Source organism: Microlunatus ginsengisoli (assembly GCF_039537205.1).
GTDB classification, from domain to species: domain Bacteria; phylum Actinomycetota; class Actinomycetes; order Propionibacteriales; family Propionibacteriaceae; genus Microlunatus; species Microlunatus ginsengisoli.
The window spans coordinates 113546-130267 of record NZ_BAABAB010000022.1 but is presented as its reverse complement, the minus strand read 5'-3'; the positions used below and the strand labels follow the sequence as shown (position 1 = coordinate 130267).

The 16722-nt window shown below is 72.7% G+C and carries 17 protein-coding genes; 9 read left to right on the top strand and 8 right to left on the bottom strand.

Translation table 11 applies throughout. The features are described from left to right. Positions 1 to 110 precede the first annotated feature (110 nt). The 3 genes from ABD747_RS15555 to ABD747_RS15545 all read right to left on the bottom strand — a co-directional run bounded on the left by ABD747_RS15555 (position 111) and on the right by ABD747_RS15545 (position 3919). Complete coding sequence (locus ABD747_RS15555; RefSeq protein WP_344806147.1) at positions 111 to 1826, bottom strand: aminotransferase class V-fold PLP-dependent enzyme; 1716 nt, start codon at positions 1824 to 1826, stop codon at positions 111 to 113. A gap of 217 nt (positions 1827 to 2043) precedes the next feature. Beyond that, positions 2044 to 2973: a cyanophycinase gene (locus tag ABD747_RS15550; protein ID WP_344806145.1), complete on the bottom strand. Its 930-nt coding sequence runs from the start codon at positions 2971 to 2973 to the stop codon at positions 2044 to 2046. A gap of 163 nt (positions 2974 to 3136) precedes the next feature. Further along, positions 3137 to 3919: a hypothetical protein gene (locus tag ABD747_RS15545; protein WP_344806143.1), complete on the bottom strand. Its 783-nt coding sequence runs from the start codon at positions 3917 to 3919 to the stop codon at positions 3137 to 3139. A gap of 138 nt (positions 3920 to 4057) precedes the next feature. On the opposite strand from ABD747_RS15545, the gene ABD747_RS15540 reads away from it, so the two are divergent. Both ABD747_RS15540 and ABD747_RS15535 read left to right on the top strand, forming a co-directional pair. Continuing rightward, complete coding sequence (locus tag ABD747_RS15540; RefSeq protein ID WP_344806141.1) at positions 4058 to 4489, top strand: universal stress protein; 432 nt, start codon at positions 4058 to 4060, stop codon at positions 4487 to 4489. Positions 4490 to 4494: 5 nt separating this feature from the next. Continuing rightward, positions 4495 to 5340, top strand: a complete 846-nt coding sequence (locus tag ABD747_RS15535; RefSeq protein ID WP_344806684.1) for a universal stress protein — start codon at positions 4495 to 4497, stop codon at positions 5338 to 5340. Positions 5341 to 5365: 25 nt separating this feature from the next. On the opposite strand, the gene ABD747_RS15530 is transcribed toward ABD747_RS15535, so the two are convergent. Next, the gene (locus ABD747_RS15530) at positions 5366 to 6205 is read right to left on the bottom strand and encodes an alpha/beta fold hydrolase (protein ID WP_344806139.1); all 840 of its coding nucleotides are present in this window, start codon (positions 6203 to 6205) and stop codon (positions 5366 to 5368) included. Positions 6206 to 6290: 85 nt separating this feature from the next. Here ABD747_RS15530 and ABD747_RS15525 point away from each other — a divergent pair, with 85 nt between their 5' ends. The 4 genes from ABD747_RS15525 (at position 6291) to ABD747_RS15510 (ending at position 9713) form a co-directional block, all read left to right on the top strand. Next, complete coding sequence (locus tag ABD747_RS15525; RefSeq protein WP_344806137.1) at positions 6291 to 7073, top strand: ABC transporter ATP-binding protein; 783 nt, start codon at positions 6291 to 6293, stop codon at positions 7071 to 7073. Positions 7074 to 7160: 87 nt separating this feature from the next. Further along, the gene (locus tag ABD747_RS15520) at positions 7161 to 7625 is read left to right on the top strand and encodes an NfeD family protein (protein ID WP_344806682.1); all 465 of its coding nucleotides are present in this window, start codon (positions 7161 to 7163) and stop codon (positions 7623 to 7625) included. Between the two features lie 37 nt (positions 7626 to 7662). Beyond that, the gene (locus ABD747_RS15515; RefSeq protein ID WP_425562541.1) at positions 7663 to 8949 is read left to right on the top strand and encodes an SPFH domain-containing protein; all 1287 of its coding nucleotides are present in this window, start codon (positions 7663 to 7665) and stop codon (positions 8947 to 8949) included. Next, positions 8946 to 9713: a sulfite exporter TauE/SafE family protein gene (locus ABD747_RS15510; protein WP_344806135.1), complete on the top strand. Its 768-nt coding sequence runs from the start codon at positions 8946 to 8948 to the stop codon at positions 9711 to 9713. The genes ABD747_RS15515 and ABD747_RS15510 overlap by 4 nt, the downstream gene beginning before the upstream one ends. A gap of 218 nt (positions 9714 to 9931) precedes the next feature. On the opposite strand, the gene ABD747_RS15505 is transcribed toward ABD747_RS15510, so the two are convergent. Beyond that, complete coding sequence (locus tag ABD747_RS15505) at positions 9932 to 10453, bottom strand: YbaK/EbsC family protein (protein ID WP_425562547.1); 522 nt, start codon at positions 10451 to 10453, stop codon at positions 9932 to 9934. A gap of 218 nt (positions 10454 to 10671) precedes the next feature. Here ABD747_RS15505 and ABD747_RS15500 point away from each other — a divergent pair, with 218 nt between their 5' ends. Together ABD747_RS15500 and ABD747_RS15495 are read left to right on the top strand one after the other, a co-directional pair. Then, complete coding sequence (locus ABD747_RS15500) at positions 10672 to 11796, top strand: ATP-binding protein (RefSeq protein WP_344806131.1); 1125 nt, start codon at positions 10672 to 10674, stop codon at positions 11794 to 11796. A gap of 18 nt (positions 11797 to 11814) precedes the next feature. Then, positions 11815 to 12624: a TrmH family RNA methyltransferase gene (locus ABD747_RS15495; RefSeq protein ID WP_344806129.1), complete on the top strand. Its 810-nt coding sequence runs from the start codon at positions 11815 to 11817 to the stop codon at positions 12622 to 12624. A 163-nt stretch (positions 12625 to 12787) separates the two neighbouring features. On the opposite strand, the gene def is transcribed toward ABD747_RS15495, so the two are convergent. After that, positions 12788 to 13429, bottom strand: a complete 642-nt coding sequence (gene def / locus ABD747_RS15490) for a peptide deformylase (RefSeq protein ID WP_344806127.1) — start codon at positions 13427 to 13429, stop codon at positions 12788 to 12790. Positions 13430 to 13466: 37 nt separating this feature from the next. Beyond that, complete coding sequence (locus tag ABD747_RS15485) at positions 13467 to 14525, bottom strand: lactonase family protein (RefSeq protein WP_344806125.1); 1059 nt, start codon at positions 14523 to 14525, stop codon at positions 13467 to 13469. A gap of 63 nt (positions 14526 to 14588) precedes the next feature. On the opposite strand from ABD747_RS15485, the gene ABD747_RS15480 reads away from it, so the two are divergent. Then, on the top strand, positions 14589 to 15527 hold the full coding sequence (locus ABD747_RS15480; RefSeq protein WP_344806123.1) for a tyrosine recombinase XerC: 939 nt from the start codon (positions 14589 to 14591) through the stop codon (positions 15525 to 15527). A 36-nt stretch (positions 15528 to 15563) separates the two neighbouring features. Here ABD747_RS15480 and ABD747_RS15475 read toward each other — a convergent pair whose 3' ends face one another. Then, positions 15564 to 16556, bottom strand: coding sequence for a M23 family metallopeptidase (locus tag ABD747_RS15475; protein WP_344806121.1), 993 nt, complete (start codon positions 16554 to 16556; stop codon positions 15564 to 15566). Positions 16557 to 16722: the final 166 nt, after the last annotated feature.

Below are 16722 nucleotides of genomic sequence, written 5' to 3'. Positions count from 1 at the left end.
GTCGGCCTTCGGGGGAGACGACGACTGTGTGGTCGGCACCATTGTGGCCCAGATTCTGCCGACGGATGGCAAAATCGAGCGGGCGCCTCGGCGCCGGGTGCCGAGCGGGATCAGCGGTGCAGGCAGATCGCCGGCAGCTCGAACCAGCGCAGCTGCTCGAAGTCGGCGGACAGCTCGACCAGCGGCCCGCCGGCATCGGCTGCCGGCTGACCGGCGGCGGCAACGATCTGCTCGGCGGCGGCGAGATAGCCGGCCAGGGCGCTCTCCGGCGCGGGTTCGTCGTGGTGTGGATAGACCATCTCGCCGGTCTCGGAGTCGTAGCGGATCTGGCCCAGTCGCAGCGGCGGCTCGACCGGACCGCGACGGTGCCGCCACAGCCCGGTGGCCGGATCGAAGGTGTAGTCGCCCAGCAGCCGCCAGCCGTGCCGGGCGACGAAGGTCACCGCCGCGATCAGGTAGTCGACCACCGCGTCGGACACGAAGTAGTTCAGGTTCACCCGCACCCAGCCGGGCTTGATCCCCTCGCAGCCGCCGCTGATCTCCCGCTCGAACGCGTGCGAGCGCTCGAGGTCGATGCCGAGCAGGCGATGGCCGTACGGTCCGGCGCACGAGCATCCGCCGCGGGACTGGACGCCGAACAGATCGTTCAGCAGGGCGACCACGAAGTTGTGGTGCAGGTACGGCCCGGGCCGTCCCGACGGGTCGAGCCGGCGGACCACGAACGAGACGATCGAGAGCCGCTCGGCGGCCAGGTTGCCGAGGATCTCGATCTCGGGCACCCGTTGCCAGGCCTCGACCGCCCGCCGCAGCAGGGCCTCCTCGTGCGCGCGGATCACCTCGACCCCGACGGCGGCCTTGAGCTGGAACACCAGGCCCGCCCGGATCGACTCCACGATCGCGGGCGTACCGCCCTCCTCCCGGTGCTCGGGATCGGTGAGGTAGTCGTGGTCGGTCGGGTTGACGTACGCCACGGTGCCGCCGCCCGGCACCACCGGCACCCGGTTGTGCAGCAGGCTCTTCCGGATCGCGAGCACACCCGGCGTGCCGGGACCGCCGACGAACTTGTGCGGGGAGAGGAAGACCGCATCCATCGAGCAGTCGACGTGCGCGGGGCAGTGCCGGTCCATCTCGATGCCGACGTACGGCGCGGCGGCGGCGAAGTCCCAGAAGGAGAGCGCCCGGTGCCGGTGCAGCAGATCGGCGATCGCGTGGGTGTCGGTGACGATGCCGGTCACGTTCGAGGCCGCGGAGAAGGAGCCGATCTTGAGCGGGCGATCCGCGAACTCCTCCAGCGCGTGCTCGAGGGCGGCGAGATGGATGTGGCCGTCGGCGTCCTCGTGGATGGTGATCACGTCGCAGATCGACTCGCGCCAGCCGAGCTCGTTGGAGTGGTGCTCGAACGGCCCGATGAAGACCACCGGCCGTTCGCTGGCCGGGATCTGGTCGGAGAAGTGGTAACGGTCGTCCAGACCAGCCGGGATTCTCAGGTTCAATAGCCCGATCGCCTTGTCGATCGCGGCCGTCGAGCCGGAGCCGCAGAAGATCACCGCGACATCGTCGCCGGCGCCGAGGCCGGTTCTGATCAGCTGCCGGGCGTCCTCGCGCAGCCGGGTGGTCTGCAGGCCGGTGCCGCTGGACTCGGTATGGGTGTTCGCATAGCGGGGCAGCACCTCGTGCCGGATGAAGTCCTCGACGAAGGTCAGCGCCCGGCCGCTCGCGGTGTAGTCGGCATAGGTGACCCGGCGAGGCCCGTACGGCCCGTGCATCACCTGGTCGTCCCCGATCACCGACTCCCGGATCCGCCGGAGCAGCGCAGGTTCGCCCACCAGCCGAGTATCCCTCGAAGACGCCGGCGCTCGCCGAGACGGTGGAGAAATCGAAGGTCACCTCCTCCGGAACCTCCGGAACCTCCGGAACCTCCGGAACCTCCGGAAAACTGTGCGGCTGTTGCAGGCGCCGCCGGCGTGTCGCTGCAACAGCTGCACAGTTTCCGGGGAGGGGAGGGGACAGCGGTTCGGGGGAGGCCGCCGGCGAGCGGGAGTCTCAGGCGCGGCGGGACCGGCGGAGGCGGCGGGCGTAGTCGGTGGGGGAGACGCCCTCGGCGGCGATCTCCCGTGCCATCTCGCGCAGGTCGGCCTCGGCCGCCCGCAGGTCGGCGACCTCCTCGTCCTTCTCCGGGGTGGAGATCACCGCGAGGGTCCGGCCGGCCAGGTCGAAGGCGCAACCGGCCGGCAGCACGTGCAGCACCGCGCCGGAGACGAGCAGCGGGGCGGTCCGCTTGGCCTCGTACGCGTTCGAGACCAGGTGCCGCCCGTCGACGATCGTCACCGACCCCTTGCCGACCACCCGCAGGACGCCGTCCCTGATCACCGCCGAGGTGTCCTCGTCGATCCCGATGCCCAGCAGGGACGGCGACTGAGCCACCAAGGAGAGCAGCCGGCCGTACCGGTTGCGCTGCTCGAAGTGCTGGTCGATGACGGCCCCGGGCACCAGCCCGAGGCCCACGGCGAGCTGGCTCATCCGCTGCTTCGGCGTGCTGCCGCCCGAGCCGAACGCGATCATGTGCTCGGCCAGGATCGAGGCTCCGGCGGACGTACCGCCGACGACCGCGCCGCGGGCATGGGCGGCGACGATCGCGTCGCCGAACTGGGTGCCGGCGATGAACGCACTCAGCTTCAGTTGGTTGCCGCCGGTCATGAACACCCCGGAGACGTCGGCCAGCGGCGCCGCGAGCTCGGCGGTGGCCTCGGCCCGGCTGCGCGGCCGGAGCTCGATCACCTCGGCGGCACCGAGGGAGGTGAAGACGGCCCGGTAGACCTCGACGACCTCGGGTCCGAGCGAGGACGCCGACGGGATCACCGCGATCCGCGCGCCCTGGCCGCCGCACTCCTCCACGAACGCCTGCAACACGCTGCGCCGGCGGAGCTTGGACTCCGCGCCGCCGATTGCGATGACTGCGCCCGCCGCCTGCATGCGGACACTGTACGGAACCCGGACGCAGCGTGCTGCCGGACGCGCAGTGCGTCGCCGTGTCGCTGATCGACCTCGGGCGCGGCGGAGAGCGGTTTCCCGCGCCGACGATCGGCGTACGAGGTCGATCGGCGACAGCCCGCGGACCGCCGTCGCCGGGACGGTGTCAGATCCGCCGCTCGCCGGAGCGCGCCGGCGATCTGACCGCTGCCGAGCCAGTGTCGTCCGGCGTGCGGCGCCAGGTCACGGCCGCACACAGGGCGGTCCGCGCGGCGTCGCGAACGGCGCGCAGCTCGCGAGCGCGGACGTCCGCCTCGTACGAGCTGAGACTCGCCCCGTCGTCGGCCAGCGCGACCTCGCAGGCGGCATACAACCGGGCCGCGCGGTCGGCGGCCAGCCGCTGCCGGTTCGGGTACGCGGTCGGCAGCCGGAGCCCGTGATCGGTCGGCCGGTCGCCCGCCGCCACGTCGAGCCGTTGCAATGTGGCCGCCGCGCGCAGCACGGTCTCGCTCAGCTCGCGCTCGGCGTCGTACGGGCTCGGCGGCAGCAGCGGCCGCTCGGCCTCGAACACCCGCCACTGGATCGCCGGACCGACCCGGAACGGGACCAGGGCCACCCCGGCGGTGCCGGCCACCACCGCGGAGCCCTGCTCCAGTGCGGCGACGTTGAGATCGGCCGGCCCGCGAAGACCGCCGAGCGCACCCGGCGCGGGCAGGGACAGCATCCACTGCTCCGGCTCGACCGCGATCAGCTGGGGCAGCGCGTCGGACAGGGCGGTCGAGCCGGCGCCACCGAGTGCAAGCAGGTCGTCGAGGTCCACGACGTGGTGGGCGACCTCCGGTCCGACCACGCTGCGGATCCACATCTCGCCCGACACCACCGCATCGCCCACCAGGGCGTTCAGCGCGGCGGTCAGCCGGAGCGCGGGGAGGACGGCAAGTGTCTGCACCGCGCCACCTTATGCCGGGTCGGCGTCGAGACGCGCACAGTCGCGACCATTCGCGGCCCGAGCGGTGACCTTCGGTCCTACACCGGCCGCGGCCACGCGGCGAGCATGAAGGAGAAGCGACGAAAAGGACGGTGCGAGATGGCGGACTGGATGCGGGTCGTGGTCGGAGTCGACGGATCCGCCGAGAGTGAGAAGGCGCTGCGCTGGGCCCACGACGAGGCCCGCGCGCACGGCGCGGAGCTGCTGGTCGTCGGCATCCGGGTGATGCTGCCCGTGAGCCCGTCACCGTGGGGTGGATTCGGCTGGAACGCCGACGTCGTCACCAACGACGACACCCAGACCGTGCTGGACTCCTCGGTCCGCTCGGTGCTGGGCGAGGGGGTCGCCGGGGTCCGAACGCGGGTCGTCGATGCCAGCCCGATCGCCGCGGCATTGATCGAGGCGGCCGAGGGTGCCGATCTGCTGGTGGTCGGGTCGCGGGGCCACGGTGCGTTCGCGGGCATGCTGCTCGGTTCGGTCAGCCTGCACGCGGTCACCCACGCGCGGTGCCCGGTCACCGTGGTGCGGTGAGTCCGATGACCGACCCGTATGTCCTGGTCGGTGTCGACGACCGGCCCGACGCGGTGGCCGCCGCCCGGTTCGGGCTGCGGGAGGCCGCCGACCGTGGGCTGGCGCTGGTCCTGGCCTACGGCTACGCACCTCTGCCGGTCCGGCCCGCGGCGCCCGGCGGGCCCGAGCTCGACCGGCGCCGCCGGGCGACGAAGGCGGTGCTCGACGCGGCCGCGGGGCTGGTCGCGCCCGCGGCGATGTCGATCGAGACGGTCGTCGAGGACGCACCGCCGCTGGGCCTGCTCACCCGACTGGGCAGGAACGCCGACCTGATCGTGCTCGGCCGGCACCACCTGGGAATGCGCGAGCGGGTCCAGGACCCGAGCCTGGGCTCGCGATTGGTCGACCGGGTCCGGTGCCCGGTCGTGGTCGTGCCCGCCGACGCGGGCCGGGAGTCCGCCGCTCGATCACCGGTCGTGGTGGCGCTGGACGGCGAGACGGCCGCGGTCGAGGCGCTCGAGCTCGCGTTCGACGAGGCCGAACGACGCCGGCGGATGATCCTCGCCCTGCATGCCGGGCCGCTGACCGCGCTGCCGGCTCGGCGCGCCGCCGAGGAACGCGACGTGGTCGAGATCCTGGCCGGTTGGAAGGCCGACCATCCAGATGTCGTGGTCCGGACGCTGATCTGCCCCGCGGAGCCGACCGAGCTGATCGTGCAGGCGTCCCGCGACGCTGCGCTGATGGTGATCGGTCGACCGCACGCCGCGGCCGGCGGCGGCTGGAGCCGCTCGGTGGCCGCCGCCGTGCTGACGCTGGCGCGCTGCCCGCTCGCGATCGCCCCGGCTGCCGATCGGCTGGCCACCGCGGTCTGAGCCCCCTCCGACGAGGACGAGCTTCCTAGGCCGCGGAGCCGGCGATGCGGGCGAGGACGAGCTCGGCGAGCTCGCGCGGGCGCTCATCCGGGATCCAGTGCGACACACCGGTCAGCACCACGAACCGGTAGTCCCCGGTCACCCAGCGTGCGGTGAGGTCCGCCGCCCGCCGGCCGAGCGCCGTGTCGCCGTCGCTCCACACGTACAGGACCGGGATGTGCACCTCGCCGGGCGCCGGCACGCCGGGTGTGCGCATCGCGCGGTACCAGTTGATGGTCGCGGTGGCCGCCCCGGGCTGCGCGAACAGGTCGGCGACCCGCTGAGGGTCCGGCATCCCCGAGCGCCGCGCGAGCTCCCGCGCCCGAGCCCCGCCGTGCCTGGTCAGCAGGCGTTCCGGGATCCGCGGCAGCTGGAAGAGCGCCACGTACCACAAGCGCACCGCCTGGCGGCCCTTCATGGCCGCGATCATGGCCCGGGGATGCGGGGTGGAGGCCACCGACAACGTACGCACCCGGTCCGGATGGGTGGCCGCCAGCTGCCAGGCCACGCCGCCGCCCCAGTCATGGCCGAGCAGGTGGAATCTCTCGACCCCGGCGGCGTCGGCCAGGGCCAGCACGTCGCCGGCCAACCGGTCGAGCCCGTAGTCGCCTACGCGCCGCGGCCGGGCACCGGGGGAGTAGCCCCGCTGATCGGGAGCCAGCACCCGAAAACCGGCCGCGGTCAGGAACGGGGTCACCAGCCGCCAGCTGGCCGAGGTCTGCGGGAAGCCGTGCAGCGCGAGGATCACCTCGCCGTCCGCCGGGCCGTCGTCGCGTACGTCGAACTGCAGTCCGTCGTTGCCGAAGCTGGTCAAGCGGGCGGTCATGGTGGTCATTGTCGCGAGCCGGCGTCCGGCTCCTGTGCCGGTGTGGCGCGAGGAGCGGGTCGGGCCGGGCGATAGGTTCTCTCCCATGGCGGCGGTGGTGGATCTGGCTGACGTGAGCATCGTGCGGGGCGGCGCGACCTTGATCGACAACCTCAGCTGGCGGGTGGAGGAGGCCGACCGGTGGGTCGTGATCGGGCCGAACGGCGCGGGCAAGACCACGCTGCTGCAGATCGTGGCCGCACAGATCCACCCGAGCAGCGGGGTCGCCGGGCTGCTCGGTGAGGTGCTCGGCACGGTCGACGTGTTCGAGCTGCGGCCGCGGATCGGCATCACCTCCGCCGCGCTGGCCGAGCGGATCCCGCGCAGCGAGCGCGTGCACGACGTCGTCGTCTCCGCTTCCTACGCGGTGATCGGGCGCTGGCGTGAGTCCTACGACGAGCTCGACCATGCCCGCGCCGACGAGCTGCTCGCCTCGCTGGGCATCGGCAACCTGGCCGATCGCACGTTCGGGACCCTCAGCGAGGGTGAGCGCAAGCGGGTCCAGATCGCCCGTGCGCTGATGACCGACCCCGAGCTGCTGCTGCTCGACGAGCCGGCCGCCGGCCTGGACCTGAGTGGCCGGGAGACACTGGTGCGCACGCTCGGCGACCTGGCCCGCGACCCGTATGCGCCGGCCAGCGTGCTGGTCACCCACCACGTGGAGGAGATCCCCGTCGGCATCACCCATGCGTTGCTGCTCCGCGACGGCAAGGTGGTCGCCGAGGGACCGCTGGAGGAGACGCTGACCGCCGAGAACCTGGAAGCCACCTTCGATCTGCGGCTCGCGCTGACCCGAAACGGCGGACGATGGGCGGCTCGCGCGGTCTGAGCCGTCGTCCGGGCTGCTCCGTCATCGAGCCGTGAGCGCGCTGGACCTGGCGCCGTGCGGCCGGGGTGGCACGATGGAGGAGTGAACTTGACCGACTGGCTGGGCGATCACGCCTGGGCGATCTGGCTCAGCCTCGCGTTTTTGCTTGCGGTGGCCGAGATCATGTCGCTCGACCTGGTGCTGATCATGCTGGCCGCCGGCGCGCTGGCCGGAGCGGCGACCGCGGCGATCGCCCCCGGGCTGTGGTGGCTCCAGTTCCTGGTCGCCATCATCGTCTCGATCGGGAGCCTGCTGCTGCTCCGGCCGACGCTGATGAGGCGGGTTCGCGCCATGCCGGGCTACCGCTCGTCGACCGCCAAGATGGTCGGCAGCACCGGGGTCGCCACGGCCGAGATCACCCGCGACCACGGAGAGATCAAGGTCGACGGGCAGACCTGGTCGGCCCGGCCGTACGACCGCAGCCTGATCATCGAGAAGGGCACCGAGATCGAGGTGTACGAGATCGACGGCCCGATCGCCGTCGTCTATCCGGCGAACGAACCCCTGCCGTGATGCACTCGAGCTCCACCGTTGTGACTGAGGAGACATCGTGGACACCGTCTTCGGCCTGATCATCGCTCTAGCCGCGCTGGTCTTCCTGGCCTACATCCTGTTCAGCTCCGTGCGCGTGATTCGCCAGCAGCGGGTCGGCGTGGTGGAGCGGCTGGGCAAGTTCAACCGGGTGCTGGAGCCCGGTCCGCACCTGGTGGTGCCGATCGTGGACCGGGTCCGCTACAACATCGACATGCGCGAGGCGGTGGTTCCGTTCCCGCCGCAGGGCGTGATCACCGAGGACAACCTGATGGTGAGCATCGACTCGGTGATCTACTTCCAGATCATCGACCCGGTGCGGGCGGCGTACGAGGCGCAGAACTACGTCCAGGCCATCGAGCAGCTGACCATGACGACGTTGCGGAACATCATCGGCGGGCTCGACCTGGAGCAGGCCCTGACCAGCCGCGAGGAGATCAACCAGCAGCTCCGGATGGTGCTCGACGAAGCGACCGGCAAGTGGGGCATCAAGGTGAACCGGGTCGAGCTGCGGGCGATCGAGCCGCCGGCCACCATCCGGGACGCGATGGAGAAGGGCGCGCGGGCCGAGCGCGACAAGCGAGCCGCCGTGTTGACCGCGGAGGGCCAGCGGCAGTCCCAAATCCTCGCCGCCGGCGGTGAGAAGGAGTCCGCGATCCTGCGAGCCCAGGGCGATCGGGAGGCGGCGGTGCTGCGCGCCCAGGCCGACCGGCAGGCCAAGATGCTGCGCGCGGAGGGCGAGGCGCAGGCCATCACCACGGTATTCGAGGCCATCCACGCCGGCCAGCCCGACCAGGCGTTGCTGGCGTATCAGTACATGCAGATGCTGCCGACCATCGCCCGCGGCGATGCCAACAAGGTCTGGATCGTGCCGAGCGAGCTGAACAAGGCGCTGGAGGGACTCGGCAGCGCGGTCGGACAGGTCGCCGGCTCGGCGATCCCGCAGGCGGTCACGGGTTCGTTCACCGCACCGCCCAGGATCGATGTGCAGGCCGAGATCGAGCGGCAGTTCGCCGAGGAAGAGGCCAAGTCGGCCAAGACCGTGCAGGAAGCGATCGAGGCGGCCCAGGAGTTGGAGGCGCCGCGGCCGGGCGTGCGGCTGGGGGAATCGCCGGCGATCGGCACCGGTCAGCCCGGACCGGCCGCGACCGAGCCGGTCGGCAGCGAGGACGCGTCGGACGCCGGGCCGGCGGGCGGCGCCTCGCCGACGGCGAACGGCGGCCCCGGCCAGCCGTGGTACGTCCAGCCGGAACCCCAGCCCACGCCGGCGGCGGGGCAAGAAGGGCCGGTGCGTAGCCCGCGGTGAGCTGGCTGGACCTGCTTGCCCTGCTGGCGGCGGGGGCGGCTGCGGGCTTGATCAACACCGTCGTCGGGTCGGGCACGTTGGTGACGTTCCCGACCCTGCTGGCGCTGGGCGTACCGCCGGTCACAGCCAACGTCTCCAACACGATCGGCCTGGTGCCCGGCTCGGTCTCGGGCGCGCTGGCGACCCGAGGTGAGCTCGGCGGGCAGCGCTCCCGGCTGATCCGGCTGGGCGCGGCGTCCCTGGTCGGCGGCGTCGTGGGCGCGCTGCTGCTGCTGAAGCTGCCGTCGTCGGCGTTCGACGCGATCGTGCCCATCCTGATCGGGATCGGCTGCGTGCTGGTGATCGTCCAGCCGGCCCTGTCGCGCCGGATCGCGGCACGCCGGGAACGGCTCGGGATCACCGAGAGCGCACCGCACGGCTCGATCTGGCTCTGGCTGGCGGTGATGCTGACCGGCGTCTACGGCGGCTATTTCGGGGCCGCCCAGGGCGTACTGCTGATCGGCGTGCTCGGCATCGGGCTGGCCGAGCACCTGCAGCGGATCAACGCGATCAAGAACGTGCTGGCCGGGCTGGTCAACGGCGTCGCCGGCCTGATCTTCGTGTTCTTGTACGACGTCAACTGGTGGGCCGCCGGCGCCATCGCCGTCGGCTCGGTGATCGGCGCCCAGGTCGGCGGCCGGGTCGGCAAGAAGCTGCCCCCGATCGTCTACCGCGTGGTCATAGTTGTCGTCGGCGTCGTCGCCATCGTCAACCTGCTCCGCTGACGGCGCCCGGTCTTTCCCGTCTCCGGGCCCGCCGCCCCGCCCCGTCCCCGGCCCGCCGCCCCGCGTCCCCGCCCCGGCCCGCCGCCCCGCCCCGTCCCCGGAAACTGTGCAGATCCTGCACCGACACGCCGGTGGCGACTGCAACAGCAGCACAGTTTCCGGTCCCGGGTGGCGAGGGTGAGGTTGAGGGCGAGGATGGGTGACGGAGAGTGAGGGCGCTAGCCGAGGGCGAGGGCGAGGGTCTCGGCAGCGGGCAGGGCGGCGAGCGAGGCGCCGGGGATGAGGATCTTGCTGCCGCGGATGCCGCTGCCGATCACCACCAGGTCGGTCGCCGCGACCGCGGCGTCGACCAGCACCGGCCAGTCGGCGGGCAGGCCGACCGGGGTGATGCCGCCGTACTCCATGCGGGTCAGCGACACGGCGTCGGCCATCGGTGCGAAGGAGATCTTGCGGACGTCGAGGTGCTTGCGGACGGTCTTGTTCACGTCGGCCCGGTCCGTCGCGAGCACCATGCAGGCGGCCGTCCGGGTCTCCTCGGCGCGCCGGCCGGCGACGACCACGCAGTTGGCCGAATTCTCCGGCGGAACCTGGTACGCCGCGCAGAACGCCGCCGTGTCGGCCAGCTCCGGGTCGATCTCGGCGACCCAGCACTCGAGCCCGAGCGCGCTCACCGCTGCGGCGGTCGGCGTGGCCAGAAGCTCGGCGCGCTCCCGGGCCGGCGTCCAGCCCAGGGTTCCCATCCGTGGAGACGTCACAAGCGTTCACCGTAGCCCGGCGCGTTGCCCGGCGGAGCCGGCACCCGATCCGGTTGCCCGGCGGAGCCGGCACCCGATCCGGTTGCCCGGCGGAGCCGGCACCCGATCCGGTTGCCCGGCGGAGCCAGCACCCGATCCGGTCCCGGTGTCGCGGTCGCCCTTATAGAGCGATCGGCTCTATAAAGCGGGCTATGGTGAGCGACGTGGAAAATCCGTACGCTCCCGGCGCGGGAACCGAACCGTATCGGCTGCCCGGCCGAGCCGAGGCACAGGTCTGGTGGCGGCGGTGCCTGACAGACATCGAGGGCCTCGGCCACACCACGATGCGCGGCCGGGCGTTCACCGGCGTACGCGGGGTCGGCAAGACCGCGCTGCTGCGCTACTTCGAGCGGGAGGCGGGCACCCGCGGCTTCGGGGTGGCGAGTGTCCAGGCGGGAGGTGCCGACTCCGTACGGGCATATCTCACCGACGTCATCTCGGGACTGCAGCGGCCCGAGCCCAGCTTCACCGACAAGCACGGCCAGATCGTCGAACTCGGCGTCCGGGTGGGCCCGGTCGAGGTCGGTGCCGCGCGCGACCTGCCGGACGAGCCGCCCGGGCCACCGCTCGAGATCGCGTTCTTCAACCTGATCTCGGCCACGGCGAGCGCGTTCGCAGCCCGGCGCCGGGGCCTGGTCGTCCTGGTCGACGAGGCGCAGGACTGCGACCTGCCGAGCCTGGTCAGCCTGTGCCGGGTGCAGCACCAGCTCCGCAGGCCGGCGTTCCAGCTGGTGCTGGCCGGGCTGCCGGAGCTCGAGGACGCGATCGATGAGGCGATCACCCACTCCGACCGGCTGTTCGAGTATCGCGAGCTGGGCAACCTCGATCGCGACGCGACCCGGGAGGCCCTGCTGGAGCCGGCCGCCGTGCACGGCGTGGGCTGGACCGACGACGCGGTGGACTTCGTGATCGAGTTGTCCGAGGGCTATCCGAGCTTCGTCCAGGAGTACGGCTTCGCGATCTGGGAGGCGTTGGGCTCGCGCCGGGAGATCGACCTGGACCTCGCCCGGGCCGGGGCGGAGCAGGCGCGGCTCAACGTGGCCCGGCAGTATCGCTCCGTCTGGCGATCGGTGACGCCGGCCGGCCGCGACTATCTGACCGCGCTGGCGGCGGTCGGCGGGGAGGCGAGGACGGCCGCGGTGGCCGACGCGCTGGGCCGGCGGCCGAGCGAGCTGACCATGACGCTGAAGATGCTCAAGGACCGCGGCGCGGTTCGGGTGCCGCAGCGCGGATCGGTGGCGTTCTCCCGGCCCGGGATGGACGCCTGGGTCCGCGACGAGCAGGGCTGATCGCGGGACGCGGGTGCCATGAGACGCATCGCGGTAGACGATCCCGACGACCCGCGGCTCGGCGACTACGTCCGGTTGCGGGAGACGTCGCTGCGCCGGTCGCTGGAGAGCGAGCACGGGCTGTTCATCGCCGAGGGCGAGAAGGTGATCCGGCGCGCGGTCGAGGCGGGCTACCGGCCCCGGTCCTTCCTGCTGGCGAAGCGGTGGCTGCCGGGGCTCGCTGAGGTGCTCGAGCGGTGGCCCGAGGTCCCGGTGTACGTCGCGGACGAGGCCCTGGCGGAGCAGGTCACCGGCTTCCACGTCCACCGCGGCGCGCTGGCGTCGCTGCACCGGGTCGAGCGGCACACGGTCGGCGCCCTGCTCGGGGCGCGCCGGCTGGTGGTGCTCGAAGACGTCGTCGACCACACCAACGTCGGCGCGATCATCCGTGCCGCCGCAGGCCTTGGCTGGGACGGTGCTCTGCTTGCGCCGCGAGCGGCCGACCCGCTCTACCGGCGCTCGATCAAGGTGAGCATGGGTGCGGTCTTCAGCCTGCCCTGGGCGAGGCTGGCCGACTGGTCGGGCGCGATCGACCTGCTGCGCGAGGCGGGCCTGCAGACGGTCGCGCTGACCCTTGCCGACGGAGCCGTCGACCTGACCCGGTTCGCGGCCGAGGTCCGGGCCGAGCCGCGCCGGCTCGCCATCCTGCTCGGCACCGAGGGTGCCGGCCTGTCGGCGCGCTGGACGGCGGCCGCGGACGTACGGGTGAGGATCGGGATGCACGCCGGCATCGACTCGCTGAACGTCGCCGCCGCGGCTGCCGTCGCCTGCTATGCCCTGAACCCCTGAGCCGTTCGAGTCCTCAGCGGGCTACCCCCGGTTCGTCCCCCGCCCGGGAACTGTGCAGCTCTCGCAGCCGGCGCCGGCGCGTCGCTGCAACAGCCGCACAGTTTCCGGTGCGGGGTTGCGGCAAGGGCGGCGGGCCCCGGGTGGTCAGTCGGTGGGCGGGAGGTCAGTCGGTGGGCGGGTGGTCCTCGCCGCGCGGGCCGATGATGCCGCTGACCGGCCAGTCGGCTGGGTAGCGGTCGGCGAGCTCGGCGTGCTTGGCGTACAGCTTCTTGCGCGCCCGACCGGCCAGCCGGTCGCCGAACACGGTCCCGTTCAGGTGATCGGTCTCGTGCTGCAGGCAGCGGGCCAGCAGACCGGTGCCGACGATCTCGACCGGGTTGCCGTACGCGTCCTCGCCGCGGCAGACCGCCGTGTCCGGGCGGGCCAGCTCGGCGTACGCGCCCGGGAGCGAGAGGCATCCCTCGTCCGCCGCTTCGAGCTTGCGGTCCTTGCCCTCGGGCAGGGTCACCTGGGGGTTGCAGACCACGCCGACGTGGCGGACCTGGTCGTCGTCGGGGCAGTCGAAGACGAACAGGGCGATGTCCAGGCCGACCTGGGTCGCGGCCAGGCCGACGCCCTCGGCGGCGTACATGGTGGCGAACATGTCCCGGCACAGCGCCCGCAGCGCGTCGTCGTACGTCGTGACCGGCCGGGTGCGGGCGTGCATCACGGGCGTTCCCCAGCGGGTGATCGGCAGCACGGTGCCACCGGTGCGGAGATCGTCCGCGCTGGTCACGGGATCGGCATCGGTCGAGGCGTCGCTCACGGCGCTCAACCTATCTCGACCGGGAAGGGATCCGCCGCTACGTGGGATCGGCCGGCAGCAGCAGGACGCACGTCGCGGACGCGGCGGCGAACGTGGCGAGCGGGCGAGGATCCGCTGGCTCGGCGAAGTCGAGGACCGTGACGTTCCCGTCGTTCTGGTTCGCGACCCACAGCTGTCGATCGCGCAGCTCGATGGCCCGCGGCCACGCGCCGCCGGAGGGAACCTCGGCCAGCCGACGTACGCCGTCGGGACCGATCGCGAACGTCGTGATCGTGTCCGGCCCGCGGGTCGCCACCGCGACGGTACGTCCGTCCGTCACGATCCCGGACGGCTGCCGCGGGTTGGACGTCGACGCCGTGGTCGCGACGAGCTGCACCTGTTCCCAGCCGTCGCCGGTCCGGCGGCCCACCCACAGCTCCGAGCTCAGCTCGCAGGCGACGAGCAGCAGGTCGGCGACGATCACCGCGTGCCGGGGACCGGTGCCGGCCGGCAGCTCGATCGGGCCGCCGGCGCGATGGAACCGGCCCGCAGCGTCCAGCCCGAGCCGGTGGATCCGGTCGGTGCCGAGGTCGCAGACCAGCAGCTCGTCACCGGCCGGGCCGCGACCGGTGACCAGGACCTGGTGGGCGTGCGGGCCCTCCTGCCGGTCGGGATCCGGCCCGGTACCGGTGAAGCGGAGCACGTCGAGCGGACCGGAGAGGGTGCCGTCGTCGCCGATCGCGAAGCTGCTCACCGAGCCGGAGCCGTAGTTGGACACCAGCAGGTGGCCGGCGTCTGTGCTCAGGGCGAGGTGACACGCGAAGTCGCCGCCGGTCGGCAGTGCGGACAGTGCGGTCAGCCTGCCCGCGTCGTCCACGGCGAAGCTGTGCACCGCGGCCGGTGCAGTCTCCCCGGCGCTGAACACCCACGGCTCGGCCGGGTGCGCGATGACGTAGCTGGGCGCGGCGATCCGGGCCACGTCGGTCACGTCCGGCCGAGCACCCGGCCCGGCGCCCGGCTCCGGCGGTGACAGGACCACGAGGCCGGGCGCGTCACCGTCGAGCTCGGCGGTGTAACCGCCGATCACCAGTCGATCGAGGCGGTCGAAGACACTCATAGCGTCCTGGATATCACCGCGCGTCGGCTTGGTCGCTCGGGCCCTCACCCGCACAGTGGTCGGGTGGGAACCGAGCCGGTCGACGAGCTGAGTGCCCAGAACGCCGCGCTGCTCACCGCGTACGAGCAGCACCTCGCCCACGAGCGCGCCCTGTCCGGGCACACCGTCCGGGCCTACCTCGCCGACGTGACCTCGCTGCTGCTGCACCTCCAGCGGCTCGGCCGGGCCGACCTCGACGCGGCGACCGTGCGCGACCTGCGCAGCTGGCTGGCCAATCAGCAGACCCGCGGCGCCTCACGGTCGACGTTGCAGCGGCGGGCCGCGGCCGCGCGGGTGTTCTGCGCATGGGCGTACGAGACCGGTCGGGCCGGCTCGAACCCGGCTGCGAGCCTGCGCTCGCCGAAGTCGGTTCGCACCCTGCCGGACACCCTGCACCGGCGCGACGCCGACCGCCTGTTCGCCGAGGCGGCCGCACTGGCGCGCGAGCAGGGCGGCCCGCTCGGGCTGCGCGATGTGGCGATCCTCGAGGTGCTCTACGGCGCCGGGGTCCGGGTCTCGGAACTGTGCGGGCTCGACATCGACGACCTCGACCGGGACCGCCGGACGGTGCGGGTGCTCGGCAAGGGCAGCAAGGAGCGAACCGTCCCGCTGGGCGAGCCGGCGATTCGCGCGGTCGACGCGTGGCTGGTCACGGGCCGCCCCGGCATCGCCGGGCCGGCATCGGGAACCGCGGTCTTCCTCGGGGAGCGCGGCGCCCGGATCGACCCGCGGGTCGTCCGGCGGGTCGTGCACCGGTCGCTGCGGTTGGTCGACGGCGCGCCGGACCTCGGCCCGCATGGGCTCCGGCACGCGATGGCCACCCACCTGCTCGAGGGGGGAGCCGACCTGCGCAGCGTCCAGGAGCTGCTCGGGCATGCCTCGCTCGCGACCACCCAGATCTACACCCACGTCACCGCCGAACGGATCCAGGCGGCCTTCGAGCAGGCCCACCCGCGCGCCTGAGCCGGTCATCGCCGCTGATAACCAGACCATCGGCGCTCAGAACCAGACCATCGGGTTCGCCAGCCGCTCGTCCAGCCAGAGCATCAGGTGCAGGTGACAACCGGTGGCATAGCCGGTGCTGCCGACGTAACCCAGCAACTGGCCGCGCCGGACCTCGGTGCCGGGCGTGACGACGTACCGGATGGCGTGGTTGTACCCGGTGCGCACCCGGTGCCCGTCGACGACGCCGTGATCGAGCATCAGCCGGTTGCCGTAGCCGCGGTTGAAGCCCACCGATGCAACCCGCCCGGGATATGGCGCCCGGATCGGCGTGCCGCAGGCCGCGCCGAAGTCGGTGCCGTCGTGCAGCTTCCAGACGTGCAGCACCGGGTGCAGGCGCATCCCGAACGGGGAGGTGATGCCGCCCGGGACCGGCCGGCCGAAGCTGTGCTTTCCGGGCGCGACGTCGGCGATGCGGGCGACCGCGGCGCCCGCCTCCGCGGCCTCCCGCTTGCGCTCGGCGGCCCGCTTCCGAGCGACCGCGACCTGGTCGGCGGGCAGCAGCCGCAGTGTCCCGCCACCTCCGCCGGGAATCAGCAGCAACGGATCGAGATAGCGCTCGCCGTCCTTGAGGCCCCAGTGCAGGCAGGTCTGTGCGCAGTGTCCGCCGCGCCCGATCCGGCCGAGCACCGCACCCGCAGCGACCCGCTCACCGACCGCGACCAGCGGATCGACCGGCTCGTACGTCGTCCGGACGCCGCCGTGGTCGACCACCACCACGCCCCGGCCCGCCAGCCGCCCGGCGTAGCTCACCGAGCCGTCCGCCGCGGCCAGCACCGGCTGCCCGGGGCTCGCCGCGAGGTCGATGCCGCGATGGCCCGCACCCCAGGTCTGACCTGGCGGGTCGAATCCGGCCAGCAGGCGCACCGCGCCCGCCAGCGGCCACTGCGCCGGTGAGGGCAGCCGAGGCTCCGCGGCGGCTGGAGGTCCGCCGCCGAGCAGCACGACCGTGGCCAGCACGGCGGCGATGAGGATCGTTCGTCTTCGCACAGCCACACACTCCGGAGCCGACCCCCGATCGTGCCGCCCGCCGCGAAATCTGTGGACAGAGCTTCGGGAAGCTCCGAACCTGTGGACAACGCCCGGCTCGCGGACGCCGACGACGGCGGTCGGCGCGCCACCTCGCTCGGCGTAGCGCGACTTCGCTCACCGTCGC

Coding starts and splice junctions, on each gene's coding strand:
- ABD747_RS15550 (WP_344806145.1), bottom strand. CDS start 2,973: ATGCAGGCGGCGGGCGCAGTCATCGCAATCGGCGGCGCGGAGTCCAAG.
- ABD747_RS15540 (WP_344806141.1), top strand. CDS start 4,058: ATGGCGGACTGGATGCGGGTCGTGGTCGGAGTCGACGGATCCGCCGAG.
- ABD747_RS15535 (WP_344806684.1), top strand. CDS start 4,495: ATGACCGACCCGTATGTCCTGGTCGGTGTCGACGACCGGCCCGACGCG.
- ABD747_RS15530 (WP_344806139.1), bottom strand. CDS start 6,205: ATGACCGCCCGCTTGACCAGCTTCGGCAACGACGGACTGCAGTTCGAC.
- ABD747_RS15525 (WP_344806137.1), top strand. CDS start 6,291: ATGGCGGCGGTGGTGGATCTGGCTGACGTGAGCATCGTGCGGGGCGGC.
- ABD747_RS15505 (WP_425562547.1), bottom strand. CDS start 10,453: ATGGGAACCCTGGGCTGGACGCCGGCCCGGGAGCGCGCCGAGCTTCTG.
- ABD747_RS15495 (WP_344806129.1), top strand. CDS start 11,815: ATGAGACGCATCGCGGTAGACGATCCCGACGACCCGCGGCTCGGCGAC.
- ABD747_RS15485 (WP_344806125.1), bottom strand. CDS start 14,525: ATGAGTGTCTTCGACCGCCTCGATCGACTGGTGATCGGCGGTTACACC.